Below are 25,155 nucleotides of genomic sequence, written 5' to 3' on the forward strand. Positions count from 1 at the left end.
CTCAGGCGACGGCCGGCCGGCTTCCGTTCAGGACGAATTCGGTCAACAGCATGGGGTGATCCGTCAGGCCGGGGAGCCGCTCCAGGGTGTGTTTCAGCACCTGGAGGTTGGGACCCCGGTAGAGGATGAAGTCGATGAAGTCCCCCAGCTCGCCGCTGTTGTGCAGCCCCTCGGCCATCACCCGCTGAAGCTCGTCGGTGTCCTGGTGGGTGTTGAAGTCCCCGCCACACAGGATGACGCTGGCGCCGGGCACGCGGCTCAGCCGGCCCGCGGTGGCGGCCGCGGCCGTCTTCCGGTTGATGAGCTGGCGGTTGTCCCAGTGGTGGGACGACACGTGAAAGCGCATCCCGTGGTGCTGGAACGCGGCCACGCAGAAGTACACGTCCCGGCGATTGAGCAACTGCCGGATGGGCGTCAGGGAGGGCTTTCGCGGCAGCTCTGGGGCCTCGAAGTCCGTGAGCTCGAACCGGGAGAGGATGGCCACATCCCCCGCCCAGACCCCGTAGGGGAGCCCGGAGCCCCTCTGGAAGAGCTCGAACTGGGCCTTGGAGCCTTCCATCTCCTGGAGCAGCACGACGTCCAGGTTCCGCTCGCGGAGCACCGCGGCGAGCCCGTGGTTGCGCTGCACCTTGTCAGGGCCGGGATTCCAGATGTTCAGCGAGACAACCCGGAGCGTGTACGTCAGGCGGCCGGGGAGGGCACTGCTGTCCGGAATCGGTGGGCTCACGGGGAATGCCTCCCGGCAAGGTTCCCCTCGAACCTATCGCGGAGAGGCGCTCATGGCCATGGGGGCTGGCACCGCGTCGCGGGCCTTCAGGGTGCGCTGCTTCGGGTCGGGCCGCTCCACCACCCGGCCTACCAGGTCGTAATCGTGCGCCTCCGTCACCTCCAGGGTGACGAACTCGCCCGGGTAGGCCAGACCGTCGTTGATGTAGACCTGACCGTCGATTTCCGGCGCCTGGCCCTCGTGGCGGCCCACCAGCAGGTGCTCGGTCTCCGGGCTCGTGCCCTCCACCAGCACCTCGATGCGCTTGCCCACGAGCTTCTTGTTCTGCTCGCGGTTGATGCGCTTCTGGATGGCCATCACCTCGCGCCACCGGCGCTCGATGGTCTTCTGGGGAATCTTGTTGGGCATGTCGTATGCCGCGGTCCCCTCTTCATCCGAGTACTGGAAGACGCCCAGCCGCTCGAAGCGCTGCGTCTTCACGAACTCCTTCAGCAGCTCGAAGTCCTCCTCCGTCTCGCCTGGCAGGCCCACGATGAGCGAGGTGCGCATCACGAGGTTCGGCACCCGGGCGCGTAGCTTGGCCAGCAGGTCCGTGAGGAACTGCGAGTTGCGGCCGCGCTTCATGGACATGAGCAGCTTGTCGCTGGCGTGCTGCAGCGGCATGTCCAGGTACTTGGCGATCTTCTTCTCCGTGGCCATCACCTCGATGAGCTCGTCCGGGAAGATGCGCGGGTAGGCGTAGTGCAGGCGGATCCACCGCACGTCCACCTTGACCAGCTCCTTGAGCAAGTCGTGCAGCTTGGGCTTGCCGGGCAAGTCATGCCCATAGGCCGTCAGGTCCTGCGCCACCAGGTTCAGCTCCTGCACGCCCTGGTCCGCCAGTCGCGTGGCCTCCGCGATGATGTCCGCGATGGGGCGCGAGCGCTGGCCGCCGCGCAGCGTGGGGATGATGCAGAACGCGCACGCGTTGTCGCAGCCCTCGGACACCTTGAGGTAGGCGGTGTACGACGGCATCGAGTTCTCGCGGGGCGTCTCCGCGTTGTGGATGTAGTCCGGATCCGGGATGACCTGCCGGGGCGAGGCCTCGGCGGCGAGCAGATCGCCAATCTGGGCGTAGGCGCTGGTGCCCAGGAAGTGGTCCACCTCGGGCATCTCCTGCGCCAGCTCGCTGCCGTGGCGCTGGGACAGACAGCCCGTCACCACGAGCGTGCTGCACGCCCCCGACTTCTTGTACTCGGCCATCTCCAGGATGGAGTCCACGGACTCCTGCTTCGCCGGGCCGATGAAGGCGCAGGTGTTGACGACGATGACCTGGGCCTCGGCGGGCTCCTGCACGAGCCGGTAGCCGCGCTGCTTGAGGGTTCCCAGCATCACCTCGGAGTCCACCCGGTTCTTCGGGCACCCGAGGGTCATCATGTAGAGGCTCTTGGTGTCTGGCTGCACTCGCGTCTACCGCTTTCCGAGTTCGGTTCGATCGAAGTGGTCCGCACTCCAAACGAAGTTGATGGTCGTGCCGTTCGAGTAACCGATGGTCAATGCACCGTCTTCATCGAGGCTCACCGAGAGGGCCCTGCCCAGCGCGCAGGAGGCAGCCGGCCAATCGAGCACACGCTGTGCCGTCTTGCCCTTTCCGATGACCAGGTAAAGTCCCAGCCTCAACTCCCGGTCCCCGTCACATTTTCCCTCGGTGGCATAGGGATTCTGCCCCGAGACGACGGAGAGGACTGCCCGCCCGCCGGGCAGGGTGAGGGTCTCGGGCACGTTGACCCCCACCTGCTGCGGGTCCACCGAGTCCTGGGCCACCAGCGCCCGGAGCGACCGGGTGCTCAGGGGCTCGTCGGCCTCCACCCAGGCCGGGTGGTGCATGACGCCCCAGCCGAGCCAGCCGCCCTGCACGGCCTCCAGCGACAGGATGTCCGGCGGCGGCTTGAGCTTGAGCCCCTTGCGCAACTCGTCGGGCAGCTTGAGCGCCTCGCCCAGCATGCCCCCGCCCTTGCAGTTGGAGAGGACGGCGGGCGTCTGGCCCACCGCGTCCTGGTCCTCGTAGGAGAGGCAGAGATCGAAGATGAGCGGCTCCACGGCCGGGAAGCGCGGGAAGGCCTGGATGGGGAGCGCCACCTCCAGGTTCAGCTTGGTGTCCTGGCGCTGCACGCCCGCCTCAACCTGGGCCTGGGCGAAGGCGGAGGTGCCCAGCTCGGGCCCCGAGGTCCGCTTGCCATCGAGGGCGAAGCGGAAGGTGTTGCCCGTGGCGGTGGGCCCGGCGCCCGGAAAGAAGAGGGAGAGGGTGAGGAGGTCTCCGGTCAGGAGCTGGTCGTCCGTCACCTCCACGCCCACGTAGAGCGTCTCCTTGCGCCAAGCCACCCGGGCGGTGAAGGACGCCGTGGCATCCACCGCCGCCGGCGGCCGCAGCGTCAGGGGCGAGGCGAAGTCCTTGAGGGCGCCATCCAGCTTGGGGGCCTTGGCCAGCGCGGGCACGGCCTTGCTCGGGCGCTCCTGGGCGCCGGCCGCCAGGGGCATGAAGAGCAGGCACAGCGGGAGGAGGGCATCGCGCATGGCTAGTCCCGGAAGTTGGTGAACTGCATGTCCAGCTTCAGCCGGTCCTGTTCCTTGCGGAACAAAGCAATGGCCGCCTGCAGGTCATCCCGGTTCTTGCCGGTGACGCGGAGCTGGTCCGACTGGATGGAGCCCTGGACTTTCAGCTTGGAGTCCTTGAGGAGCCGGGTGAGCTCCTTGGCCTTGTCCACGGGGATGCCCTGCTGGAGCTTGATGTTCTGCTTGACGTTGTGCAGGCCCGTCTTCTCGATGTCGAGGAACTCCAGGGCGCGCAGGGAGATGTTGCGCTTGGCGAGCTTCGTCAGGAGGACTTCCTTGGCGGCCTGGACGCGCTCCTCGCTGTGGGCCTTCACGGTGATGACGGTCTGGTCCGGGGAGACGACGACATCCGCCTGGGTCCCCTGGAAATCATACCGGGTGGTGAGCTCCTTCTTGGTCTGGTTGACCGCGTTGTCGAGCTCGGCGAGATCGATCTTGGAGACGACGTCAAAGGAAGGCATGGCCGCCAGGGCCCTTATCACACCTTGACGACCATGGGCACCACCAGGGGCCGCTTGTTCGTGAACAGCTTGAAAGCCCGGCGCACCGAGCGGGTCAGCTCCTCTCGCACCAGGGCGTCGTCCCCGCGCAGCTGTGGGGAGAGCTGGAGAAACAGGGAGCGGGCCTCCTCGGCCACCCGGGGCAGCAGGGCCTGCTCGTCCAGGGAGAGCCCCTGGCCGGTGAGCTGGGGCCCCGCCATGAGGGCCAGGGAGGCCCGGTCGATGACGGCCACGGCCACCACCATGCCCGTCTCCGCCAGCCGGGTGCGCTCCTGGAGGGCCTCGGGCGTCACCACCCCGCCGCTGTAGAGGTCCTTGTGGATGCGGCCAGTGGGCACCTGGCCTGCGAAGCGGCCCCGGCCCTCCTCGAAGGTGATGAGGTCGCCATCCCGCGCGAGCAGGAGCTGCTCGGGGGCCATGCCCGACTCGCGCGCCGTGGCCAGGTGGCGGTGCAGGTGGCGCATCTCCCCGTGCACGGGGATGAAGTGCTGGGGGCGCACCAGGTCCAGGACACGGCGCTGCTGGGGCTGGCTGGCGTGCCCGGAGACGTGGATGTCGGGCTCCACCTGGGCGTAGATGAGGCGGGCCCCGGTCCACTGGAGCTGGTCCAGCAGCGCCCCCACGGAGCGCTCGTTGCCGGGGATGGGGCGGGCGCTCAGGATGACCATGTCCCCGGGGCCCAGCCGCACGGGCCCCTTGCCCGCGGCGAGCTGGGCCAGCCCCGCGCGGGCCTCGCCCTGGGCGCCCGTGGCGAGCAGGACGACCCGGCCCGGGGCCAGGCTGGGCACGGCCTCCAGCGGAACGAAGAGGGACTCGGGCACATCCAGGTAGCCGAGCTGCCGCGCCATCTCCACGTTGCGCGTCATGCTGCGGCCCTGGAGCGCCACCCGGCGCCCGAGCTGCTCGGCCAGCTTCAGCACGGTGCGCACGCGGTGGAGGTTGGAGGCGAAGAGCGCCACGACGATGCGGCCCTGGGCCTCGCGGAACAGCCGCTCGAAGGCGTGCTCCACCACGCGCTCGCTGCCCGTCTCCTGGGTGACTTCCGCGTTGGTGGAGTCCGACAGGAGGCACAGCACGCCCTGCTCTCCCGCCTCGCCCCAGCGCTCCAGGTCCGTGCGCAGCCCGTCGATGGGGTCGGGGTCCAGCTTGAAGTCGCCCGTGTGGATGACGGTCCCCTCGGGGGTCCGGATGATGTAGCCCACCGCGTCGGGCACGGTGTGGGTGACGCGGCTGGCCTCCACCTTGAACATGGTGCCGACGGGGAAGGGCGTCCGGGGCTCGATCTCCCGCAGGTCGGCGATGACGCCCAGCTCGTCCAGCCGGTTGCGCGCCATGGCCAGCGTGTACTTGGTGCCGTAGACGGGCACGGGCAGGTCATCGAGCAGGTAGGGCAGCGCGCCCATGTGGTCCTCGTGCCCGTGCGTGAGGACGATGCCCCGGAACTGGGAGGCGTTCTGCTTCAGGTGGCGGAAGTCCGGGATGACGATGTCGATGCCGGGGGCCTCCACCGTGGGGAACATCAACCCCGCGTCGATGAGGAGCATCTCCCCGCGGCAGGCCAGCACCATCGCATTGAGGCCAATCTCACCCAACCCGCCCAACGGAATTACATGAAGCATGTCTACTCATTATGGATGGAGAGATGGTGCCGCCCGAGCTTTTTGAGCGGGCGCCCGCTCTACTGCCTGCTCCCCCCCGTCCGTCAAGAGGGGGAGACGGCATCGGCGGGGGGGCGGGAAATCCAGGCCGCGATGAACAGGTCCATGTCGCCGCGCAGGACGTCCTTGACGCGGGGCGTTCCCGCGCCGGTGCGAGGGTCCTCCACGCGCGCGCCGCGGCCCAGGTAGTAGCGCCGGGCCTCGTCCGTGCTCGTGCCCTGGCCCGAGACGACCCGCGCGGCGATGTCCTTCAGCTCCTCCAGGTCCCCCGGGCCCGTCAGGGTCAACACCCGGCCGGTGGCGGAGTCCTTCACCGTGACTTCGGTCCGGACGCGCTCCAGGAAGGTGCCCTCGTGCTGCTTCATGGGGCGGCCCTCGATGGCCAGCGCCAGGTCCTCCAGCGTGCCGGGAGAGCCGCCCCGGTGCACCCGGACGTAGGCGCGCTGGCGCTTCTCCTCCTCGATGCGCCGGTGCAGCCCGGCCTCGCCGGCGAGGAATCCGTAGGCCCCGGGCCCCGCGATGCGCACCACCACCCGGGCCGGGTGCACCGCCTCGGCCACGAGCATGGCCTCGTAGCCGCGTCTCTGGGCCCACCCCAGGTACATGGTGGCCAGCTCCTGAATCCACGCGTCCTGGGCCTCCGCCGAGTCGCTGGCGCAGATGTCCACCAGCGCCTCGACGTCGTTGGCGGTGGCGCCCGAGGCATGCAGCGCCTCGGACATCTGCACCTCGCGGGCGACCTCCTCCACCTGCTTGGCGGCGGAGGTCAGCTGCACCTCGTTCTTGGCCTCGCGCACCAGGCGCCGGGCGAAGGTGACGGCCTGCTCCACCCGCTCCAGCTCGTTGATTTGCGCCTCGACGGTGCGGAAGGCGCGCAGGGTGGCGGCGGCGCGCGCCGGGTCATCCCAGAGGTTGGGTGCCTGGGTCTCGGACAGGAGCTGGTTGCGCTTCTCCTCCAGCAGGGGCCGCTCGGAGGAGACGGACAGCGCCCGGGCCCGCCCCACCAGCCGGTCCATCTCGAGCAGCAGCGACTTGCGGTCCAGCCGGCGCTTGACGGAGGCCGCTTTGGGCGTGGGCAGGGAGAGCTGGGCGGTGGCCTCGCGGGGGAGGGGCAGGGGCTCGGCCACGGCCATGACCTTGCCGCCGGGACGGGCCTCCACCCGCACCGGGGTGCCCGGCCGCAGCGGCTTGCGGGCAATCTCCACGGCGAGCGCGGCGGTGAGCGTCTTCTCGATTTCCCGCTGAAGGAATCGCGCGCCGAACTGGGGCGAGTAGCCCCGCTCCACGAGCAGGTCCACCACCTCGGGCGTCACCTCCACGTCCAGGGCCCGGGCCCGGATGCCCTCGCGCTCCAGCACGCGGCCCACCTCGCGCTGGGCAATCTTGCGGATCTCCACCTTGGTGAGCGGCCGGAAGTGGCAGATGGCATCGAAGCGGTTGAGGAACTCGGGCCGGAAGGCCTCGGCGATGCGCCGGTCCACCTCGGTGACGAGCTCCTGGTCCCGCCGGTTGCCGGCGAAGCCCAGCGCGGGCTCCCGGTACACCTCGGCGCCCACGTTGGAGGTGGCCACGATGAGCGTGTTGTTGCAGGAGACCGTCTCGCCCGCGCCGTTGACGAACGTCCCCTCGTCGAAGAGCTGGAGGAAGCGGTCGTGCACGCTGCGCGCCGCCTTCTCGAACTCGTCGAGCAGCAGCACGGTGAACACCTTGCCGTCGAGCAGGGCGGTCAGCTCGCCGCGCCGGGTCTCCAGGGCGGGGGCCCAGGAGGCGCCGAAGGGGACGTTCTCATCCCCATCGTTGGGAAAGTCCGCCATGTTGAGGCGCACCAGCCGGTCCGCGGAGCCGAAGAGGTACTCGGCCAGCAGCTTGGCGAGCTGCGTCTTGCCCACGCCCGTGGGGCCCGCGAAGAGGAAGACGCCCAGCGGCCGGCGCGGATCATTCAGGCCTGCCTTGAGCAGGGCCACAGAGCGCAGCACCGCGCCCACCGCATCCGTCTGGCCGAGCAGCCGCTCCCCGAAGAAGCGCTCCGTCTCGTCCAGGTCCAGCGGCATCGCGTCGTCCACCACGAAGCGGGGCAGGCGCGTGGCGGAGCAGAACCGGGTCAGCACGTCTTCGGAGCCCACGCGGTCGCGGGCCGCGCTGCTGGCCTCGGCGGCGGTCTCCTTGAGCAGCTCGATGGCCTTGCGCGGCATGCGCTGGGCGAGCAGGAACTTGGCGGACAGGCGCAGGGCCAAATCACACGCGGCCGGGTCGATGGGCAGGCGCAGCTCGCGCTCCAGCTCCTCGGCGACGCGGCCCAGAATCCACCGCGAGCGATCCAGGGGCGGCTCCTGGAGGGGGATGAGGTGAAGCCGCTCGGCGAGCGCCTCGTCCGCGCGCAGGAGCTCCTGCACGCGCTTGGGCTCGGTCTCGAAGATGAAGCGCAGGCCGCCGGTGCGCAGCGCGCGGATGGCCACGGGCGCCAGGGGGCCGCCGAGCACCAGGGGCAGGTCCCGGATGTAGACGATGGGGCAGGGGTGCCGGCTCAGGTGGCCGAGCAGCTCCTCGAAGCGCTCCGCGGCCTGCCGGTCCGTGCTGCGGGCCAGGATGTTGGCGGTGGAGATCTCCACCAGGCGCGCGGGGGCCAGCTCCGCGTCCACCCGGCCCTCGGCGATGCGGCGGGCCACTTCCTGGATGAGGGCGCTCTTGCCCACCCCGGGTTCCCCCGCCAGCAAGGGGTGCTTGCCCCCGCGGGTGAGCAGTCCGAGCACTTCCGCCACCCCCGCATCCGCCCCGTGCGCGGGGGGGAGCTTGCCTTCACGCGCGGCCGCCGTGAGGTCGCGATCGATGAGCCTCTCGTTGTCCTCGCCTTTGCGCGTCGCCATGATGAACCGCCCCTGGAGGAGGTGCGGCACTCTAACGGAAGTCCTGCCCCAGGGGGCCTGCCTCGCTCACGCGACCGCGCGGCAGAGGGAGATCTCCGCGGGCGCGGCCAGCAGGGCCTGCAGCTCCGAGAAGACCTTCTCCATGTGCGGCAGGGCCAGGTGCGTGTTCAGGACGGTCTCGCTGGCCCACTCTTCCATCAAGAAGAACAGGGTCGGGTCCTGCTGGCTCTGGACGGGCTCGTAGCGGATGACGCCTTCTTCTTGAAGGGTCTGCTCCTTCAGCATCCGCATCAGCTGAAGCAGGGATTCCTCTCCTCCGGACTTCGTCTTCATCCGGACGACGACACAAACCTTATGAGTCATGGTTCCCCTCCCAATGTGCCACTGCACCATACCGCACGGTCCAAGATGCCGTGTTCAGGCCTCGGCATCCAGACCGTCTGGAAATGAACAGTGGCCCGGAACCCAGCAGGTAGGGCGATTCCCGCGCAACCCATGAGGTCATAGCCTCCCGGGAAACGCGGGGAGAACCATGGGTGAGAGCGCGGAAGCGTTGCACGGGTGGGAAGTCACGCCCCAGGAAGCAGTCGCGTTGCAGAACGCGCTTCGGGAGCGACTGGTTTTGCAGCCGCCTGCCGGCCTGCGGGTCTCCCATGTCGCGGGGGCGGATATCTCCACCGAGACCGGCAACGTGCTGGGATATGGCGGCTTCGTGGTGCTCGATGCGGTCTCCTTGCGGCCCGTGGAGCACGCGGGGGCGGCGGTCGCGTTGAGCTTTCCCTATGTCCCGGGGCTGCTCTCGTTTCGCGAGCTGCCCGTGCTTCTGGCCGCGTGGAACCGGATGGCGCGGAAGCCCGATCTGGTCATCTTCGATGGGCAGGGCATCGCGCACCCGCGCCGGTTTGGAATCGCCTGCCACGGCGGCCTGCTGCTGGGCGTTCCGTCCATCGGGTGTGCGAAGTCCCTGCTGGTGGGCAAGGTGGGGCCCCTGGGCGAGGCCCGCGGCGAGACGGCGGAGATCCGTCACCGGGGCGAGGTGGTGGGCATGGCGGTCCGCACCCGGCGGGGCGTGAGCCCGGTCTACGTCTCGCCGGGGCATCTGATGGACTTGCCCACGGCGGTGGAATGGGTGCTGCGCGTGAGCCCGCGCTACCGCGAGCCGGAGACGACCCGCCATGCGCACCGCTTCGTCAACGCGTTGCGCACGGGAGGGTGAGGGGTCCGCGAGGCCCTGGGTGGGTTGCCCGGTCTCCCCTCCCGGCGAGCGGGCAGGCATCTGAGGAGGGGGCTCGGAGAAAAAGGGCTTTTGTCAGGGGCGTCCGAGAACCCGCGTCGCATCTGCTGGAACGACGTCCTTTCGTTGGAGGATGCCTGCGGATGCCATCGTGGTACCTTGCCACGCCGTGGATGAGGCCCCTACCGATGCAGTGGGTAGGCTTTGACCCTCTCGGCGCAATCAGGTCCCTTCGGTGTACGACCAACGCACGGATGAAGAGTTGTTCGCGGAAGTGGCTCAACGCCGCGCCGCGGGCCAGGCCTTCGGAGGGCCCCTCGGGGCACTCGTCGAGCGGTGGGGACGCCCCGCCCGCTACGTCGTCAGCAAAATCCAAGCCAGTTATGGCCGCGGCTCGCCGGCGGATGCGGACGAGCTGTTCCAGGACGCGGTGGGCAAGTTCATCGATCGCGGGCTGGACCAGTTCCGGGGCATCTCCGAGCAGATGCCCGGCAAGAGCGCCTCGCCCAAGACGTTCTTCCTGCGCATCGTCAAGCACGTCGCCATCGACTTCTACCGGCGTCAGCGCGAGGACCTGGCCCCCGCGCCCCGGGATCCCGATGACGCCCCGGAGGAGTCTCCCGTGCAGACCGCCCGCGCCATGGAGTCCGCGCGGCGCGGCGAGGAGCGCTCCGAGGCCCAGGCGTTCTACTGGGCCGCGTTCGCCCGCCTCCAGCGGGAACACCCCAAGGAGGCAGGTGCGTGGGAGCTGTACCACCACCTGGATGTGGAGGATCACGTGGAATGTGCTCGCCGGCTGGAGATCACCGTGGCCAATTCCTACAAGCGCGTCAGCCGCGCCCAGGCGTACTTGAAGCTGTACCTGCTCGAAGCGCGGCAGACGGCCGAGACTGAGGCCGCACCCCGATCCTCCATTGCCGGAAAGGTGTCCGATGAGTGAAGCACTCTCGCGTTATCAGTCACGGCGCCATCAGCTCGCGGGCGCTTCCCTGTCCGTGGGAAGCACGCTGGAGATCGCCGGAGAGCTCCTGCGCCGGAGCGGCACGCTGGACACCGAAGGGGTGAAGCCCGCGCTGCTCGCCCTGAGCCACGCCCAGCTCGAGACCTGGCTGAAAGGCCTGAATCCAGGGGACTTGAGAGCCACCCTGCTGCGCGCCGCGGAAGAGGCGATCGAGGTGGCGCTGGGGGACGGTGGAGAGGAGGCGGAGCTGTGGCGCGCTTCCGCGATGGAGGGACTGGGGGCGCGGGATCGCGCGGCCTCCGCGCTCCGGGCGCTGCGGGAGTGGGAAGGGCTTCACGGGGAACTCCAGGGAGAGGCCGCACAGCTCAAAGCCCACTTTCTCCAGGCGCTCGGCAACATCGACACCGCGCTGCTTCCGAGGGCTCGCTGGTTCATCCCCTTGAACCCGTACCGCCGGGAAGAGCGCGACCTGCTCGATGAGACAGAGCGGAACCGGGCATGGTGGTTCTCCGCGCGCGCCCACTGCGATGACCTGGTGGCCGCCTGGATGGCACCGTCCGCCGCACACTCCTCGCACCTGGAGAGCTGCTCCGAGTGCCGGGAAGATCTGGAAGAGACCGCCGCCGTCGACAATCCTCCGGGCCATCATCTGAGCGAGGATGACCTCTGGCGGTTCGACATGGGGACGCTTTCGGGAAGTGAGCGCGCCCGGGTCGATGCCCATGCTGGGAAGTGTGCGGAATGTGCTCAGGCCCTCCTGGCGCTCGACGAAGGGGATGCGGCCATCGAGGAGGCGCTGGGCCAGGAAGTGGGGACCTCCGGCGCGCGGACCTCGCGTGCGAGCCTTTCTCCCCGCCCGGGGGCCCGTCATCCCGAGCAGCGTGAGGTGCTCGAGGAGCGGCGGGAGTTCCGCGTGCTCCTGGTGAGGGATCGGCAACGGGTAAGGCTGCTGGTGTCCCCGCTGGAGGGCCGCACCCTGACCGCTGCGGTGTTTCTCACCCCGGGTAAGCCGTCGCTCAAGCCCATTCCCGGGCCCGAGGGGCTGACCTTCGAGCTGGGAGACAGCACGGGCGGCCTCCGCTCCGCCCACCTCTCGGTGAAGGCGGGGACCGTCACGCTGGAGCGGGACTTCTCGTTCTGAGTCAGTTGACCGCGGGGCTCTCGCCAGAGGCCCAAGGCAGGGTGGAGATGCGCACCACCCCCTGGGCGCGGGCGCAGATGTTTCCCTGATCATCCCGGATGCGGGCGGAGGCGAAGAGGGTGCTCTTCCCGTGGGAGTCGATCTCGGCTTCCGCCTCGATGGACTTGCCCACCAGGGGGCGCTGGAAGCTGACGGAGATCTGCAGGGTGGCGCAGCGCCGGGTGGGATCCACCAGCGCGGGCGTGCAGCCAATGGCCAGGTCGAACAGGGCGGAGATGATCGCGCCGTTGACGGCCGTGGTGCCCAGGCCTCCCAGGTGCTCGGGGCGTACCTCGGGCATGGTGATGACGGACTTGCGGCCCTCCGGGAAGGAGAGCCGGACGCCCAGGTAGCGCAGGGTCTGGCTTTGGGTGAACTGTTCCGCGAAGCGGTCCAACTGCTCCTGGGTGGGGCGGGAGGGGGGAGTGGACATGGCTGCACTCTATAGATACGGGCGGCCAGGGAGGCGCAAGTCCCCTGCGGATCCTCCTTCTCCAGAACGCGAAAGGCGTTAGAAGAGAGGGTTGCTGCTCCTGGATCCGCCTTGAATACCCACGAACAAGCCCTCCTCGAAGACCTGAATCCTCCCCAGAAGGAGGCCGTCCTGCATGGGGACGGCCCCCTGCTCGTCCTGTCGGGGGCAGGCAGCGGAAAGACCCGCGTCATCACCCGCCGCGTGGCCCACCTGGTGAAGGTCCGCCGCGTCTTCCCCTGGCGCATCCTGGCGGTGACGTTCACCAACAAGGCCGCGCGGGAGATGCGCGAGCGTCTCGTGCAGCTCCTGGGGGCGCAGGCCCATGAGCTGGTCGTCAGCACCTTCCACTCGTCGGCGGCGATGATTCTCCGCCGGGAGGCGGAGGCGGTGGGGCTCACCCGCAGCTTCGTCATCTACGACGACGGGGATCAGCTCAACATCGTCAAGCGCGCCATGCGCGAGGCTCGCGTGGAGCCCATCATGCAGCCGCGTGAGATTCTCCACCGCATCGACCAGGAGAAGAACGCCGCCCGCCTGCCCGAGGACATGCAGGTGGATGTGGATGACATGCGCGGCATGGTGGTGAAGCGGGCCTACCAGACCTACCAGCGGCTGCTGCGGGCAGCGAACGCGGTGGACTTCGGAGACCTGCTGCTGCTGCTCGTCTCGTTGTTCCGCAAGCGCCCGGATGTGCTGGCCAACTACCAGCGGCGCTTCCACCACGTGCTGGTGGACGAGTTCCAGGACACCAACCCGGTGCAGTACGAATTGCTGCGGCTGCTGGCCCCGCCTCCGGGCGCCAACCTGGTGGTGGTGGGCGACGACGACCAGTCCATTTACCGCTGGCGCGGGGCCAGCGTGGACAACATCCTGAACTTCCCGGGCATCTACCCCGGCGCCAAGGTGGTGAAGCTGGAGCAGAACTACCGCTCCGACCAGGCCATCCTGGAGGCGGCGCACGCGGTCATCTCCAAGAACCGGCGCCGCATGGCGAAGAAGCTCTGGAGCGAGCGGCCACGGGGCGAACACCTCCAACTGCTCATCCTTCGTGACGAGCGGGCCGAGGCGCAGGAGGTGGCCCGGCAGATCCATGCCCTGCAGCGCGAGGGGTTCATCAAGTACTCAGGGATGGCGGTCTTCTACCGGGTGAACGCCCAGAGCCGCGTGCTGGAAGAGGCGCTCCGGCTGGCGCGGGTACCGTACACGCTGGTCAGTGGACGCAGCTTCTACGACCGGGCCGAGGTGCGTGATGCGGCGGCCTACCTCCGGCTCATGGTCAACCCCCGCTCGGATGCGGACCTGCTGCGCATCATCAACACGCCTGCCCGAGGCATCGGCGACACCACGGTGGAGCGGCTGACCACCTATGCGGACCATCAGGGCATCAGCCTCTATGAGGCGATTGCCCAGCCGGAGCAGATCCCCGCGATCAACAGCGCGGCGGTGCGCCGGCTGGCGGGGGTCCACACGTTGCTCGCCACGCTGAACGGCTTCGCGCAAGGGGCCAAGGATGCGGCGAGCGCGGTGGACGAGATGCTCCGGGAGACCCGGCTGGTGGAATCCCTCACCGCTGAGGGCAGCGATGAGTCGCTCACCCGGGCTGAGAACTTGCGCGAGTTCCTCGGCGCCGCGCAGGAGTTCGATCTGAACCGTGCCGCCGCGGCGGTGGCGGCCGCAACCGCGGCGTCTGCCGAGCCCGAGGAGCCGCCTCCGGCGGACTTGGACGCGGCACCCCTCACGGCGGACGTCCCGCCGCTTCAGTCGTTCCTGGAGCAGATCAGCCTGGTGGGCGATGCGGACGCGGAGGTGGGGGAGGGCAAGGTGGCGTTGATGACGCTCCACGCGGCCAAGGGCCTGGAGTTCGACGCCGTGTTCCTGACGGGCATGGAGGACAACGTCTTCCCGCACTCGCGTGCGCTGTCGGGCGAGGAGCCGGAAGAAGGGGAGGAGATGGCCGAGGAGCGGCGGCTTTGCTACGTGGGGTTCACCCGCGCTCGCAGGCGGCTCTTCGTGAGCCTCGCCCAGTGCCGGTCGCTCTTCGGAGAGCTGCGTTACAACCCACCTTCCCGGTTCCTGCGGGATGTGCCGCCGACGCTCTTCGGCATTGATCCTTCGATGCAAGAAGCACCGCGCCCGGTGGCGGCGCCGGTGGCCCCTCGCCGCCGATCCTACGACGATGACGAGGGTCCTCGGATTGACCGCTCCTATTCGCAGGCATCGGACATGGACGGTGTGGGCGGGGACGTCCGGGGGATGCGCGTCCGTCACGAGCAATTCGGAGTGGGGCGTGTCGTCTCCACGGATGGCTCGGGCCCCAATGCGAAGGTGACGGTGGAGTTTGGCGCAGGCGTGGGCCTCAAGCGCGTCATCGCCCGCTTCCTGCTGCCGGGTTGATATGACCCAAGGGGCTCGGAAAAAGCCGGCGAAGGGCACCTCGAAGAAAGTCGCGATAGCATCGCGACAATTGCCCGGCACCGCGATTGCCGTCCCACCGAGACGGCAATCCCGTGCGGTTATGGCCGACGGCGACGACGCCAGGTTCGGAGATGTCGTGGCTCTCATCGAGGCGGCTCGACGAGAAGCGAGCCGCGCGGTGAACGTCCAGCTCATCGAGCTCTATTGGAAGATCGGCGCCGTCATCAGCCGGCGCATCGAGAACGACGGTTGGGGCAAGGGAACCGTAGAGGAACTGGCCGCCCACCTGGCCCGGACGCAGCGAAGCACGCGTGGCTTCTCACCGCAGAACCTCTGGAGGATGCGCCAGTTCTTCGAGACGTACCGGGATGTGCCAGAGCTCTCAACGCTGGTGAGAGAATTGCCGTGGTCGGCGAACCTTCACATCATGAGCGGTGCGAAGCGGCCGGAGGCGCGTGAATTCTATTTGCGCATGGCGGTTCAGATGCGGTGGAACGTCCGGGAACTCGCCCGGCAGATTGATGCCGGCGCGTTCGAACGCGCTGTGGCCGCGCCGCCAAAACTCTCAACAGCGTTGAGAGAAGTTCACCCCGGCGCCGTCGACGTATTCAAGGACGTCTACTCCTTTGAGTTCGCCGGCCTGCCGAAGGGCCACTCCGAGACCGAACTCCACGAGGGGCTGCTGCGCCACCTCGGCCGCTTCATCACCGAGATTGGCCGCGATTTCTGCTTCGTCGGCTCCGAGTACCCGGTGCAGGTTGGCAACCGCGACTTCGCGATCGACCTGGTTTTCTTTCACCGTGGCCTCCAGTGCCTCGTGGCCTTCGAGCTGAAGGTCGGCCGGTTCGAGCCAGAGCACCTCGGGAAGTTGAGCTTCTATGTCGAAGCGCTCGATCGCGATGTGAGGAAGCCCCATGAACGGCCCTCGATCGGCGTGCTCCTCTGCGCGAGCAAGGAGGACGAGGTCGTCGAGTTCGCGCTCGCTCGAACGACATCGCCTACGCTCGTCGCCGAGTATCAGACGGTGCTCCCGCCGAAAGATGTGCTTCGAGCGAAGCTCCACGAGTTCTATGCGCAACTGGCTTCCGGTGATGAGGAGCCAAGCGCGCCCGCACCAGCACCTCGGCGAACAGGAGCCAAGCGCAAGAGGCAGCGCTCATGACAGCGCTCGCGCGCATCCCGGGCTGGGAACTGGCATGGGATGCCACGGGGAGAGGCATGGCAAGCCCTTCGCCCTTCAGGGGCAGTTCACCCTGCGGCTGGGCGGTGGCTTGAGCGGCGGGCGCCTGGAGTACGCTGAAGCCTTCACGGAGGACTGCCATGTGCCGGAGCATCAAGACGCTGTTCAACTTCGAGCCCCCTGCGTCGGACGCGGAGATCCGCGCGGCCGCCCTGCAGTTCGTTCGCAAATTGAGCGGCACCAGTGGCCCCTCCAAGATGAATGAGGAGGTCTTCAACCGGGCCGTCGAGGAAGTCACGGACGCAGCGCGCCGGTTGGTGGACTCCCTGGTGACCACCGCTCCTCCACGGAACCGTGACATCGAAGCCCTCAAGGCGAAGCTGCGGTCGGCGAAGCGCTTCGAACCGCGCTGAGAGGTATTTCGTTTAATCTTGAAATGCTTGACTTCCGGAGAGATGAAAAGCAGGCTGTAGGCTCACGAAAAGGAGCAATGCGCATGAGCCCCCGTCCTGCCCCCTTGATCCAACGAGCCGGTACCCTCGCGGTGGCGGTCCTCGCCGTGGTGGCTGCCTCCAGCGCGGCGATCGCCAGCGTTCGATCGGCGGACGTACCGAAGGCCGCTGCTGCGGCCAACGAGCAGCTGCGCGTGGTGACGGCCAACCTCGCCTTCCGTGGCCCCGATGCGGTTCGCAACGACTGGAACACGATTGGCCCCAACGCGGACATCGTGTTCGTCCAGGAGGCCAAGAACGTCCGGTTGCGCGACATCCTGGGAGATGCCTGGGCCGTGCGTCAGGACACGTCCTCCGACGACCGGCAGGGCAGCGCCGTGGTGATCCGCAAGTCGGCGGTGAAGAGCGTTGGGGACCTCCTGCTGGTGAAGGGGACCGATGCCAGCAGCTGCAACAATGCCGAGGAGGGCGGCATCATGACCCGCTGGATTGCCCGGGTGGATGTCCAGTTGAACAACGGCCGGTGGATCCGCGCCGCCTCGCTGCACATGCCTCCGCCGCGCTGCCAGTACGGTCTGGGCAGCCCGTTCGCCGTCATGGCCGACAACGTCGTGGCGTTCGCCCACCGCAGCGACCCCCTGCTCGTTCTGGGCGCGGACTGGAACAAGGTGGTCGATGCCGATCCGAATGAGATCGGCGCCCGCACCGGCCTGAAGCCGCGGGGCCCTGATACCGGTTCGCGCATCGACGGCTTCTACGTGTCGCCCGCGATCACCACCAACGATCTGCACTACCTGGCCCAGACGGGCAGCGACCACCGCCCGGTGCAGATGACGATCGGGGTGCCTGCCCCTTAGCCAGAAGCCCCCATCGCCCCGGAGCGGCAGCCCCGCTCACCGTTTGGGGGCGCGGAGGGTCCAGGAGAGCACCCGCCCGTCCAGGCCCAGCACGAAGAGCTGAGCGCCGAGCAGCACCGGTTCCGTGCGAAGCGGGGTGTCGGCCTGAAGCGAGAAGAGGGGCGTCATCCCCTCGGGGTTCAGGACGAGCAGTTGGCCCTGGCTGCCACTGGTGGGGATGAGCAGGCGCTCCTCCCAGATGGCGGGCCGCGTCACCAGCGGTGCGGGCAAGTTCGTGCTGGAGAACGTCTCTCCTGTCCCGGGCGAGAGCGCGAGGAGCTGGGGCGGCTCGGTCCCCGTTCCCACCCAGAGCTTGCCCAGGGCCACCGTTGGCGGGCTCGTGAGCAGGGTGGAAGGCTGCTTCTCCCAGCGCAGGGCCCCGCCCGAGGCGTTCAGGGCGACTACGCGGCCGTTCCTCGCCGTGGCGTAGAGCGTTCCCGCGTCCAGGGCCAGTCCCAGCACCTGCTCCAAAGGGTGGGTCCACCGTGGCGTGCCGTCCTCGGTGGAGAGCGCCACCAGGCCCGCCGCTCCCGTTGCCACCACCAGGGTGTCGCCGATGAGAAGCGGGGCGGACGGGCGGGCCGGGGAGGCATCTTGCTTGGGGGGCGGGCGGCTCCAACGCACCTGCCCCGTGTCCAGCGCATGGGCGCGGACGCCCCCCTCCGCATCCAGGACATAGACGGAGGATGCATCCGCCGTGAGGTCCGTGAGGATGGGTGGCTGGCCGGTGAGGTGCCAGCGCTCCTGGCCGGTGGGAATCTCCACGCCCACCAGCTCTCCCCCTGTTGTTCCGACAACCACCGTATTGCTGGACTTCACGGGCCGTGCCGCCACCTCCTGCGCGAACCGGAGCCGCCAACCGGGTTTGCCCGTCCGGTCCAGCCGGAGCAAGGCGCCGGTCTCGGTGCCCACCAGGACGCCATCCTCCAGGGCCACCAGCCCCGAGCGGGACGAGGCGTTGGCGGAGAACTCGAAGCGCCGCTCCGCCGGGCGCTGGCAGCCCGCCGTCCCTGTCACCAGGAGCACGAGCCACAAGAGGGTGCATGGACAGGCGCGCGGCAGCATGGTTTGAGGGATGCATCTTCCAGCCCTCCACCGGGTTGGCAAGCAAGGAACTGTGACCATGGCTTCCATTCGTGACGACGAGCTGCCCAACGCCACGGGCATTCCTTCGGCCGCACGGCGCACCGATATCTCCCCACCTCCCACGCTGGAGGTCACCGAGGAGCTGCTCCACGCGCTGCCCAAGACGGACCTGCACTGCCACCTCGATGGCTCCATGCGGCTGAGGACCATCCTGGAGCTGGCCGAGCAGCAGAAGGTGAAGCTGCTGGCGGACACCGAGGACGGCCTGGCCAAGGCCATCCACATGGGGGAGGTGTGCAAGAGCCTCGAGGAGTACCTCGTGGCCTTCGATGTCACCCTGTCCGTGCTGCAGACCGCCGAGGCGCTCTACCGCGCCGCCTACGAGCTGGCGGTGGACGCGGCGGCCGAGAACGTGCGCTACCTGGAGGTGCGCTACTCGCCCGCGCTGCACCTGCAGAAGGGGCTGAAGATGACCACGGTCATCGACTCGGTGCTCGAGGGGCTGCGCACGGCCAAGCGGGAGACGGGCATCAAGTACGGCGTCATCGTCTGCGGCATCCGCCACATCAACCCGCAGACGTCCATGCGGCTGGCGGAGCTGAGCGTTGCCTACAAGAACCGGGGCGTCATCGGCTTCGACCTGGCCGGCGCCGAGGCGAGCTTCCCCGCCAAGGACCACAAGGACGCCTTCCAGCTCATCCTCAAGAACAACGTCAACTGCACCGCGCACGCCGGTGAGGCGTTCGGTCCCGAGTCCATCTCCCAGGCCATCCACTACCTGGGCGCGCACCGCATTGGCCATGGCACGCGGCTGCGCGAGGACGGCGACCTGCTCAACTACGTGAACGACCACCGCATCCCGCTGGAGGTCTGCCCCACGTCCAACGTGCAGACCGGGGCGGTGTCGAGCCTCGCGGCGCACCCGCTGAAGTTCTACTTCGACTACGGCCTGCGGGTGACCATCAACACCGACAACCGGCTCATCACCGACACCACCGTGACGAAGGAGCTGTGGGTCGCGCACAAGGAGCTGGGGCTGTCGCTGGAGGACCTCGCCACCATCCTCGTCTCCGGCTTCAAGAGCGCCTTCCTGCCGTTCCGGGAGAAGCAGGACCTGCTGCGCAGCGTGAACCAGGAGATCGCCACCACGCTGGCCGCGTTCGAGACCCGGCCGAAGATGGTGCGTCAGCCCGCCTGAGCGGCTCCCATGGACCTGGAACTCGCCGGGAAGGTGGTGCTCGTCACGGGCGGCTCCGAGGGGCTGGGGGCCGCCGTGTGCGGCCGGCTCGTCCAGGAGGGGGCCCGGGTGGCGCTGTGTGCCCGGAACGCGCAGCGGCTGGAGGCCACCGCCACGGCCTTGCGCGCCCAGGGCGGTGACGTGCTGGCCTTGCCTACGGACGTGACTCAACCCGAATCGCTGGAGCGCTTCATCGAGGCGGCCCACGCGCGCTGGGGGCGGGTGGATGCGCTGGTGAACAACGCGGGCTCCGCCGCGTCGGGTCCCTTCAGCGCGCTGAGCGATGCCCAGTGGGAGGAGGATCTCCAGCTCAAGCTGTTCGCCGCGGTGAGGGCCGCCCGGCTGACAGTGCCGCACCTTCGCGCGGCCGGGGGCGGGGCCATCCTCAACGTGCTGTCCATCCGGGCCAAGGCCCCAGGCGCCCAGTCCATGCCCTCGTCGGTGACGCGCGCGGCGGGCATGGCGCTCATGAAGGCCCTCTCCAAGGAGCTGGGGCCCGACCGGATCCGCGTGAACGCGGTGCTCGTGGGAATGATCGAGAGCGGCCAGTGGGCGCGCCGCGCCGAGGCCTCCGGCAAGCCCCCGGCGGAGCTGTACGCCCAGATGAGCCGGGACGCGGGGGTTCCCCTGGGCCGCATCGGACGGGCCGAGGAGTTCGCCGACGCGGTGGCCTTTCTCGTCTCCCCCCGGGCGTCCTACATCAGTGGGACGGCCCTCAACGTGGACGGCGGCCTGTCCCCGGTGGTCTGAGCCCCGGCGCTAAGGCGTCCGCGGGGCCCTGGGGACGAGGAAGAGCAGCCGTCCCTTTTGCTTCATCAGGCCCGCGGCCAGCTCCGCATCGGCCCCCCGGCCCCAGAAGACGTCCACCCGCCCCGCGCCACGGATGGCACCGCCCGTGTCCTGGTTGAGGACGAACCGGGACAAGGGCTGCCACGCCACCTGGCCGTCCGCCGTGGCCACGGGCCGTTCGGTCCGGATGTAGGCCAGCGCGCCGCGGGGGAACAGCCGTGCATCCGTGGCGATGGACCGGCCCGGCGTCACCGGCCGCCCGAGCGAGCCCACCGAGGCGCCCTCCAGGAAGCGGAAGAACACGTAGGACTCGTTGTGGTCGAGCACCCGGTGGCACTGGGCCGGGTTCAGGGCCAGCCAACCGCGCAGGGCCTGCATCGACATGGTCTCGCGGGGAATGGCGCCCTCCTGGATGAGGAGGGCGCCGATGCTCCGGTAGGGCCGTCCATTGGAGGCGGCATAGCCGACGCGCCGCTCCGTCCCGTCTGGCAGCCGCAGGATGCCGCTGCCCTGGACCTCCAGGAAGAAGAGCGCCACGGGATCCTTCGCCCAGGCCAGCTCCAGCTTCTGGTTCCCCAGCTTGCCGCCGCGAATCTCCGACCGGGTCCAGTAGGGGACCACCCGCCGCCCGTCGAGCCGTCCGAAGAGGCGCTCCGCCTTGAACCGCTCGGCGAACGGTTCGAGCGAAATCTCCAGCAAGTCGCCCGGGGGGCCGTGGATGGGCGTGGCGTACTCGCCCGTGGGGCTCAGGCTCGCGTCGATCAGGGGCTCGTAATAGCCCGTGAAGAGCACCGTGCCGTCCTCTCCACCCGCGGCCTCCATCCACTCGAAATCTTCGAGCACGCGCCGGGTGAGCTCCGCGGGCGTCAGGCCCGGGGTGACGCGGGCGCTCAACCGCTCCAGGGCATCCCGCATCTCCCCCGCGGTGACGGTGCGCGGTCCGAAGATGAAGCCCTTGCCGGCGGGCTGGGCGCGGAGCCAGGTCAGGCTCTGGGAGATCGCCGTCCGGAGCGACTCGGCATCACCATCGTCGCTCAGCTCCAGGGGACGCGAGAGGGGGACGAGCGCCTCTTCAGGGCGGGTGATGGGGGCCCGGGCCGCGCGGGAGCACGCGGCGGCGAGCAGCAGGCACGCGGCCCACCCGAGGGCATGAGACAATCGCATGCCAGGGTCTATCGCGTACCGGCCTGGGACGGCGCAAGCGCGGGAAACACGCGGCCCGCATTCATCCCCGCGCCCACCCCCAGGGCGAAGGCGAGCGCAATCCACAGGAGGGTGCCCCGCCGGGAGCGGGACGGCGCCTGCCGGGGGTGCGCCTGGGCCGGGGGCGTCTCCTGTTCATCCGGGATGAGCACCAGGACCTTGATGCCGCCGTAGAAGAGGGTGTCCACCAGCTCGGTGAAGAACCGCTCGTACTCTTCTTCGGTGAGGTCCAGGCCCCGGCCGTAGCGGCTCCGGTGGCGCTTCAACACCGCGGCATGGTTGCGCAGCTGGGCTTCCTTCTTCGACACATCCACCCAGCCACAGGGAATCGCGGGGGCCCACTCCTGCGTCGACACGAGGGAGATGGGCTGCCGGGCCAGGAGGCCCCCCGCGGTGCTGGGCCCATCCGGCTCGTCGATGCGCAGCCGGTAGGCGGCCGTCCCATAGCTCTTCCGGGCGAACGCGGCCCGGACGAGATCGGCGATCACCGCGGCCTTGTTCGCGAACGCCGTGCGCAGCTTCTCCCCCGTCTGATGGGGGTCTCCCGCGCTGGCCGCCGTGATGACGGAGGCCGGTTCGAGCGGCGCCTCCAGCCGGTAGTCGGGCTGGGTGACGGTGGGAATCGGCGCGTGAAGGCTCCCGTCGGCGGGCTTGGCGGAGGGCCTGGCGGCGGGCTTGGGGGCGGGCGTGTCCGGAATCTCCAGCGGTGGGAGGGTGTAGGGCGCGGTGGCCGGGGCGGGGGGCTCGGCCTTCGCGGCCTCCAGGGCCCGGCGGGCCCCGGTGTTCCGGCGGATGGGCCGGGTGGCGTCGTCGTTGGGAGGGGGCGTGGCCGGGCCGCGCAGCCGTGGCTCGGGGGACGTCTCCTCCTCCGGCTCGGGCTCCTCCCAGGTGGGCTGGGGCGGCGAGGTATTCAGGACGAGGCGGGTGGAATCCTCCGGGGCTTCCCAGGACTCCTCCTCGTCAGCGGGCGGCGCCTCCTCCTCCAGCGGACGGATGCGCGTCTCTTCGGTGGACACCGCGGGGGGCCGGGGCTCCCGGTGTTTGCTCGCCATGTTCCTCCCCTTTCGTCATGGATATCCGCGCGCGGGTTCTATCCTGTTCACGGCGTGTCCTGGGAGTCGAGAGGCAAGGACACGGAGAAGCGGGTCCCCTGTCCGGGCCCGGGGCTCGTGGCCTGGATGGTTCCCCCGTGGCGCTCGACGATTTCCCGGCAGATGGCCAGGCCCAGGCCCAGGCCCCCCGCGTAGTGCTGGGCCGCGTTCCGGGCCCGGAAGAAGGGGGTGAACAGGCTCGACAGGCTCTCGGCGGGGATGCCGATGCCCCGGTCCTCCACCGCGAGGTGGACCCGGGGCGGCTCGGCGTGGAGGCGCACCTGAATGGGGGCGTCCGGAGGCGAGTAACGCGCCGCGTTCTCCACCAGGTTGGTCAACAGCTGGTCGAGGCGCTGCTCGTCCCACTGGCCCACCAGGGGGGCCTCGGGAAGCTCGAGCTGGATGGGCGTGCGCCGCTCGCGGCTGGCGTGCTGGATGCGGTCGACCACCTCGCGGGCCAGCGCGGACAGGTCCATGGGCGCGCGCTTCAGGGACAGGCGGCCTCCCTGGAGGCGGGCGATATCCAGCATGTCCGAGACGAGCCGGGTGAGGCGGTCCACCTGCCGCCGCAACCGCTCCAGCGTGGAGCGCTGCCGCTCCAGGGGGAGCACCTGGTTGTCCTGAGCCTGCCGGAGCAGCAGCTCGAGCGTGGCCTTGAGGGGCGTCAGCGGGGTGCGAAGCTCATGGCTGGCCATCGACAGGAATTGATCCCGGATGGAGACCGCCTCGCGCAGCTCCTTCTGGGTCTGTTCGATGCGGGCCGCCATCTCGTTGAAGCTCGCCGTGAGCTGAGCGACTTCGTCGTCTCCCCGGGCGGGAATGGGCTGCTTGAGCGACAGCGTCTTGAGCGCGGAGAAGCCGTCGCGGAGGGCGCCCAGCCGCTGCGCCACATCCCGGCCGACCCACTGGGACAGCAGGAGCGCGACCGCCCCCGCCAGCAGGGCGACCGCCACGACGATGGCGCTCAGCCGCGTCACGGGCGCGAACGCCTGGCGCAGGCGCGAAATCACCACCACCGTCCAGGGGGTGCCCGGCACCTGGGCGTGGGCGATGAGGAGCCGTTGCCCCGAGGCATTGAAGGTCTCGAGCAGGCCCTCGGACACGGAAAGTTCTTCCTCCTTCACGAGGGAGAGAACGGGCGCGCGCGTGAGGACTTCGCCCCGCTCGGTCTCCCGCAGGAGGCGGCCGTCCCTCCGGTCGAAGAGCTCGACGTGGTATTGCTGGGAGGCCAGCGTCGCCTGATTGCCCAGCCGGAGCAGTGAGACCCCTCCCACGAAGACATCCGGGGCCGGCAGGCCCGTGTCCACCTGTGCGGAGAACGCCACGGCGGGGATTCCCGCCGCGTTGAGGAAGGGCCGGGACAGGTACACCCCGGCCGAGGCCAGGGCCTCCTGGAAGTAGTCCCGGTGCGCGAAGTTGCCCTGGATGGGGCCGGTCCGGGGGGAGGCCACGGCCACATTCCCGTGGCCATCCAGCATCCAGACCTCATCGAACTGGCCGGAGACCCTTTCGAGAAGGGAAAACCGCGTCCGCAGGGAGGCCGTGTCCCGGTCGCGGATCCATCCCCGCAGCGAAGGGTCCTGAACCTGGGTGGACAGCAGGGCACGGGACATCGACGCGCTCTGCTCCAGCCAGGCCGCCTCGGCCAGGGCCGCCTGTTGGGCCTTGCCGCGCAGCTCGCGCTCGATGGCTTTCTGCGCAAGGACCGAGGCCAGGGCCCCCACGGCGATGATGGGCAGCACCGACGCGAGGGCCATGCCGCGGAACAGCCGCCACCGGACCCCGGAGGGCTGGGGCTGCCGCGTCACGGTGGCCAGCAGCAGGCAGCCCAGGGACAGGACCATGTAGAGTTCCATTCCCGTCCAGGAGTTGGCGGCGGCCAGCACCACGGCCATGATCGCGAACAGGACACAGAGCACCCCCGCCCCGGCCCGGCACAGGTGCCGGTGGCCGCGCAGCCCGCCCACGGTGAGCAGGACACTGGAGCCCAGGAAGAGCAGGGCCATGGGAAAGGCCATGGGGGCGATTCCCCGGCTGATGGTGGGACCCGCCTGGCTGGGACTGACCAGCAGGAGCACCCCGAACGACACGGACACCGCCGCCAGAAACCACGGCAGCAAGGTCCGCTCACGCCAGCGGGGAAGCTGCTCCAGCAGGAGGCCCACCGCCATCAGGGGGTAGAGGATGCCCCCCGTCAGGCCGCGAAAGGTGACGGACGCGGTCCACCAGTAGATCGCCAGCGGTACGAGGAACAGCGCCCAGCCGGACCAGCGGATCCACGCGGGCCAGCCGCTGTACAGCATGGAGGCGATCATCATCGCCGAGCCCACGAGGAACGCCGAGCCCAGCAGCCGGATGTACGGGTAGATGGGCTGGAAGATCCGCGCGCCGAACTCGTAGGGCACGTAGACCATCGTGATGCCCACCAGCAGTCCGAAGGCAGCCGCGACTTGCTCGACACGAACGCGAATCAAAGGGAGAGGTTTCCGGAGCCAGGGGCCAAGGCCGTGCCAAGTCGAACAGGATTGCAAGCCAGCCCAGTGGAGTCCAACGAGAAGACGCCCCGCGTGCGGCCCGGCGCGTGAGGGTGTGCTAAGTCCTGGCGCCCAGCGCGC

General features: G+C 69.3%; 21 protein-coding genes. 9 read left to right on the forward strand and 12 right to left on the reverse strand.

The features are described from left to right. Position 1: 1 nt before the first annotated feature. From KY661_RS10530 to KY661_RS10560, 7 genes are all read right to left on the reverse strand, one after another. Positions 2-727: an endonuclease/exonuclease/phosphatase family protein gene (locus KY661_RS10530; protein WP_225410072.1), complete on the reverse strand. Its 726-nt coding sequence runs from the start codon at positions 725-727 to the stop codon at positions 2-4. A 33-nt stretch (positions 728-760) separates the two neighbouring features. Beyond that, entirely contained in the window at positions 761-2,140 is a 1,380-nt protein-coding gene (gene rimO, locus KY661_RS10535; protein ID WP_263436899.1) for a 30S ribosomal protein S12 methylthiotransferase RimO, read from the reverse strand. Between the two features lie 36 nt (positions 2,141-2,176). Further along, complete coding sequence (locus KY661_RS10540) at positions 2,177-3,280, reverse strand: DOMON domain-containing protein (protein WP_225410074.1); 1,104 nt, start codon at positions 3,278-3,280, stop codon at positions 2,177-2,179. A gap of 2 nt (positions 3,281-3,282) precedes the next feature. Next, entirely contained in the window at positions 3,283-3,780 is a 498-nt protein-coding gene (locus KY661_RS10545) for a YajQ family cyclic di-GMP-binding protein (protein ID WP_225410075.1), read from the reverse strand. Between the two features lie 17 nt (positions 3,781-3,797). Then, positions 3,798-5,438 carry a ribonuclease J gene (locus tag KY661_RS10550; protein ID WP_225410076.1) on the reverse strand — a complete coding sequence of 547 codons (1,641 nt, stop codon included), beginning with the start codon at positions 5,436-5,438 and terminating at the stop codon, positions 3,798-3,800. Positions 5,439-5,521: 83 nt separating this feature from the next. After that, positions 5,522-8,341, reverse strand: a complete 2,820-nt coding sequence (locus KY661_RS10555; protein ID WP_225410077.1) for an AAA family ATPase — start codon at positions 8,339-8,341, stop codon at positions 5,522-5,524. 66 nt (positions 8,342-8,407) lie between these two features. Next, positions 8,408-8,704 (reverse strand): putative quinol monooxygenase, encoded by a 297-nt coding sequence (locus KY661_RS10560; protein ID WP_075005112.1) that lies wholly within the window; start codon positions 8,702-8,704, stop codon positions 8,408-8,410. Between the two features lie 169 nt (positions 8,705-8,873). Between KY661_RS10560 and nfi the strand changes: the two genes are divergently transcribed. The 3 genes from nfi to KY661_RS10575 all read left to right on the forward strand — a co-directional run bounded on the left by nfi (position 8,874) and on the right by KY661_RS10575 (position 11,677). Next, positions 8,874-9,557 (forward strand): deoxyribonuclease V, encoded by a 684-nt coding sequence (nfi, locus tag KY661_RS10565; RefSeq protein ID WP_225410078.1) that lies wholly within the window; start codon positions 8,874-8,876, stop codon positions 9,555-9,557. A 253-nt stretch (positions 9,558-9,810) separates the two neighbouring features. Next, the gene (locus KY661_RS10570) at positions 9,811-10,515 is read left to right on the forward strand and encodes an RNA polymerase sigma factor (RefSeq protein WP_317987242.1); all 705 of its coding nucleotides are present in this window, start codon (positions 9,811-9,813) and stop codon (positions 10,513-10,515) included. After that, on the forward strand, positions 10,508-11,677 hold the full coding sequence (locus KY661_RS10575; protein WP_225410080.1) for a hypothetical protein: 1,170 nt from the start codon (positions 10,508-10,510) through the stop codon (positions 11,675-11,677). The genes KY661_RS10570 and KY661_RS10575 overlap by 8 nt, the downstream gene beginning before the upstream one ends. A 1-nt stretch (position 11,678) precedes the next feature. Here KY661_RS10575 and KY661_RS10580 read toward each other — a convergent pair whose 3' ends face one another. Continuing rightward, complete coding sequence (locus KY661_RS10580) at positions 11,679-12,149, reverse strand: PaaI family thioesterase (RefSeq protein ID WP_075004618.1); 471 nt, start codon at positions 12,147-12,149, stop codon at positions 11,679-11,681. Positions 12,150-12,260: 111 nt separating this feature from the next. Here KY661_RS10580 and KY661_RS10585 point away from each other — a divergent pair, with 111 nt between their 5' ends. From KY661_RS10585 to KY661_RS10600, 4 genes are all read left to right on the forward strand, one after another. Next, entirely contained in the window at positions 12,261-14,585 is a 2,325-nt protein-coding gene (locus KY661_RS10585) for an ATP-dependent helicase (protein WP_225410081.1), read from the forward strand. 121 nt (positions 14,586-14,706) lie between these two features. Beyond that, on the forward strand, positions 14,707-15,768 hold the full coding sequence (locus KY661_RS10590; protein ID WP_225410082.1) for a PDDEXK nuclease domain-containing protein: 1,062 nt from the start codon (positions 14,707-14,709) through the stop codon (positions 15,766-15,768). A 158-nt stretch (positions 15,769-15,926) separates the two neighbouring features. Beyond that, a complete protein-coding gene (locus KY661_RS10595; RefSeq protein ID WP_075004620.1) occupies positions 15,927-16,199 on the forward strand; it encodes a DUF2277 domain-containing protein in 273 nt (90 codons plus the stop codon). Between the two features lie 83 nt (positions 16,200-16,282). Further along, complete coding sequence (locus KY661_RS10600; RefSeq protein ID WP_225410083.1) at positions 16,283-17,095, forward strand: endonuclease/exonuclease/phosphatase family protein; 813 nt, start codon at positions 16,283-16,285, stop codon at positions 17,093-17,095. 36 nt (positions 17,096-17,131) lie between these two features. Here the strand turns inward: KY661_RS10600 and KY661_RS10605 are convergent, their stop codons facing one another. Further along, entirely contained in the window at positions 17,132-18,199 is a 1,068-nt protein-coding gene (locus KY661_RS10605; RefSeq protein WP_225410084.1) for an outer membrane protein assembly factor BamB family protein, read from the reverse strand. Positions 18,200-18,257: 58 nt separating this feature from the next. On the opposite strand from KY661_RS10605, the gene add reads away from it, so the two are divergent. Both add and KY661_RS10615 read left to right on the forward strand, forming a co-directional pair. Then, a complete protein-coding gene (gene add, locus KY661_RS10610; RefSeq protein ID WP_075004622.1) occupies positions 18,258-19,418 on the forward strand; it encodes an adenosine deaminase in 1,161 nt (386 codons plus the stop codon). A gap of 9 nt (positions 19,419-19,427) precedes the next feature. Continuing rightward, positions 19,428-20,207, forward strand: a complete 780-nt coding sequence (locus KY661_RS10615; protein ID WP_225410085.1) for an SDR family NAD(P)-dependent oxidoreductase — start codon at positions 19,428-19,430, stop codon at positions 20,205-20,207. Between the two features lie 9 nt (positions 20,208-20,216). Here KY661_RS10615 and mltA read toward each other — a convergent pair whose 3' ends face one another. From mltA to KY661_RS10630, 3 genes are read right to left on the reverse strand one after another with little or no spacing between them, the layout of a single operon-like run. Further along, the gene (gene mltA / locus KY661_RS10620; protein WP_225410086.1) at positions 20,217-21,410 is read right to left on the reverse strand and encodes a murein transglycosylase A; all 1,194 of its coding nucleotides are present in this window, start codon (positions 21,408-21,410) and stop codon (positions 20,217-20,219) included. An 8-nt stretch (positions 21,411-21,418) separates the two neighbouring features. Continuing rightward, a complete protein-coding gene (locus tag KY661_RS10625; RefSeq protein WP_225410087.1) occupies positions 21,419-22,501 on the reverse strand; it encodes a hypothetical protein in 1,083 nt (360 codons plus the stop codon). Positions 22,502-22,548: 47 nt separating this feature from the next. Beyond that, a complete protein-coding gene (locus KY661_RS10630; RefSeq protein ID WP_317987243.1) occupies positions 22,549-25,014 on the reverse strand; it encodes a sensor histidine kinase in 2,466 nt (821 codons plus the stop codon). Between the last annotated feature and the right edge of the window lie 141 nt (positions 25,015-25,155).

This window comes from Allostigmatella hybrida, from assembly GCF_020103775.1.
Lineage (GTDB): Bacteria > Myxococcota > Myxococcia > Myxococcales > Myxococcaceae > Hyalangium > Hyalangium aurantiaca.

Coding starts and splice junctions, on each gene's coding strand:
- rimO (WP_263436899.1), bottom strand. CDS start 2,140: ATGACCCTCGGGTGCCCGAAGAACCGGGTGGACTCCGAGGTGATGCTG.
- KY661_RS10615 (WP_225410085.1), top strand. CDS start 19,428: ATGGACCTGGAACTCGCCGGGAAGGTGGTGCTCGTCACGGGCGGCTCC.
- KY661_RS10555 (WP_225410077.1), bottom strand. CDS start 8,341: ATGGCGACGCGCAAAGGCGAGGACAACGAGAGGCTCATCGATCGCGAC.
- mltA (WP_225410086.1), bottom strand. CDS start 21,410: ATGCGATTGTCTCATGCCCTCGGGTGGGCCGCGTGCCTGCTGCTCGCC.
- nfi (WP_225410078.1), top strand. CDS start 8,874: ATGGGTGAGAGCGCGGAAGCGTTGCACGGGTGGGAAGTCACGCCCCAG.
- KY661_RS10625 (WP_225410087.1), bottom strand. CDS start 22,501: ATGGCGAGCAAACACCGGGAGCCCCGGCCCCCCGCGGTGTCCACCGAA.
- KY661_RS10605 (WP_225410084.1), bottom strand. CDS start 18,199: ATGCTGCCGCGCGCCTGTCCATGCACCCTCTTGTGGCTCGTGCTCCTG.
- KY661_RS10550 (WP_225410076.1), bottom strand. CDS start 5,438: ATGCTTCATGTAATTCCGTTGGGCGGGTTGGGTGAGATTGGCCTCAAT.
- KY661_RS10600 (WP_225410083.1), top strand. CDS start 16,283: ATGAGCCCCCGTCCTGCCCCCTTGATCCAACGAGCCGGTACCCTCGCG.
- KY661_RS10560 (WP_075005112.1), bottom strand. CDS start 8,704: ATGACTCATAAGGTTTGTGTCGTCGTCCGGATGAAGACGAAGTCCGGA.
- KY661_RS10545 (WP_225410075.1), bottom strand. CDS start 3,780: ATGCCTTCCTTTGACGTCGTCTCCAAGATCGATCTCGCCGAGCTCGAC.
- KY661_RS10575 (WP_225410080.1), top strand. CDS start 10,508: ATGAGTGAAGCACTCTCGCGTTATCAGTCACGGCGCCATCAGCTCGCG.
- KY661_RS10580 (WP_075004618.1), bottom strand. CDS start 12,149: ATGTCCACTCCCCCCTCCCGCCCCACCCAGGAGCAGTTGGACCGCTTC.
- KY661_RS10595 (WP_075004620.1), top strand. CDS start 15,927: ATGTGCCGGAGCATCAAGACGCTGTTCAACTTCGAGCCCCCTGCGTCG.
- KY661_RS10590 (WP_225410082.1), top strand. CDS start 14,707: ATGGCCGACGGCGACGACGCCAGGTTCGGAGATGTCGTGGCTCTCATC.
- KY661_RS10540 (WP_225410074.1), bottom strand. CDS start 3,280: ATGCGCGATGCCCTCCTCCCGCTGTGCCTGCTCTTCATGCCCCTGGCG.
- add (WP_075004622.1), top strand. CDS start 18,258: ATGGCTTCCATTCGTGACGACGAGCTGCCCAACGCCACGGGCATTCCT.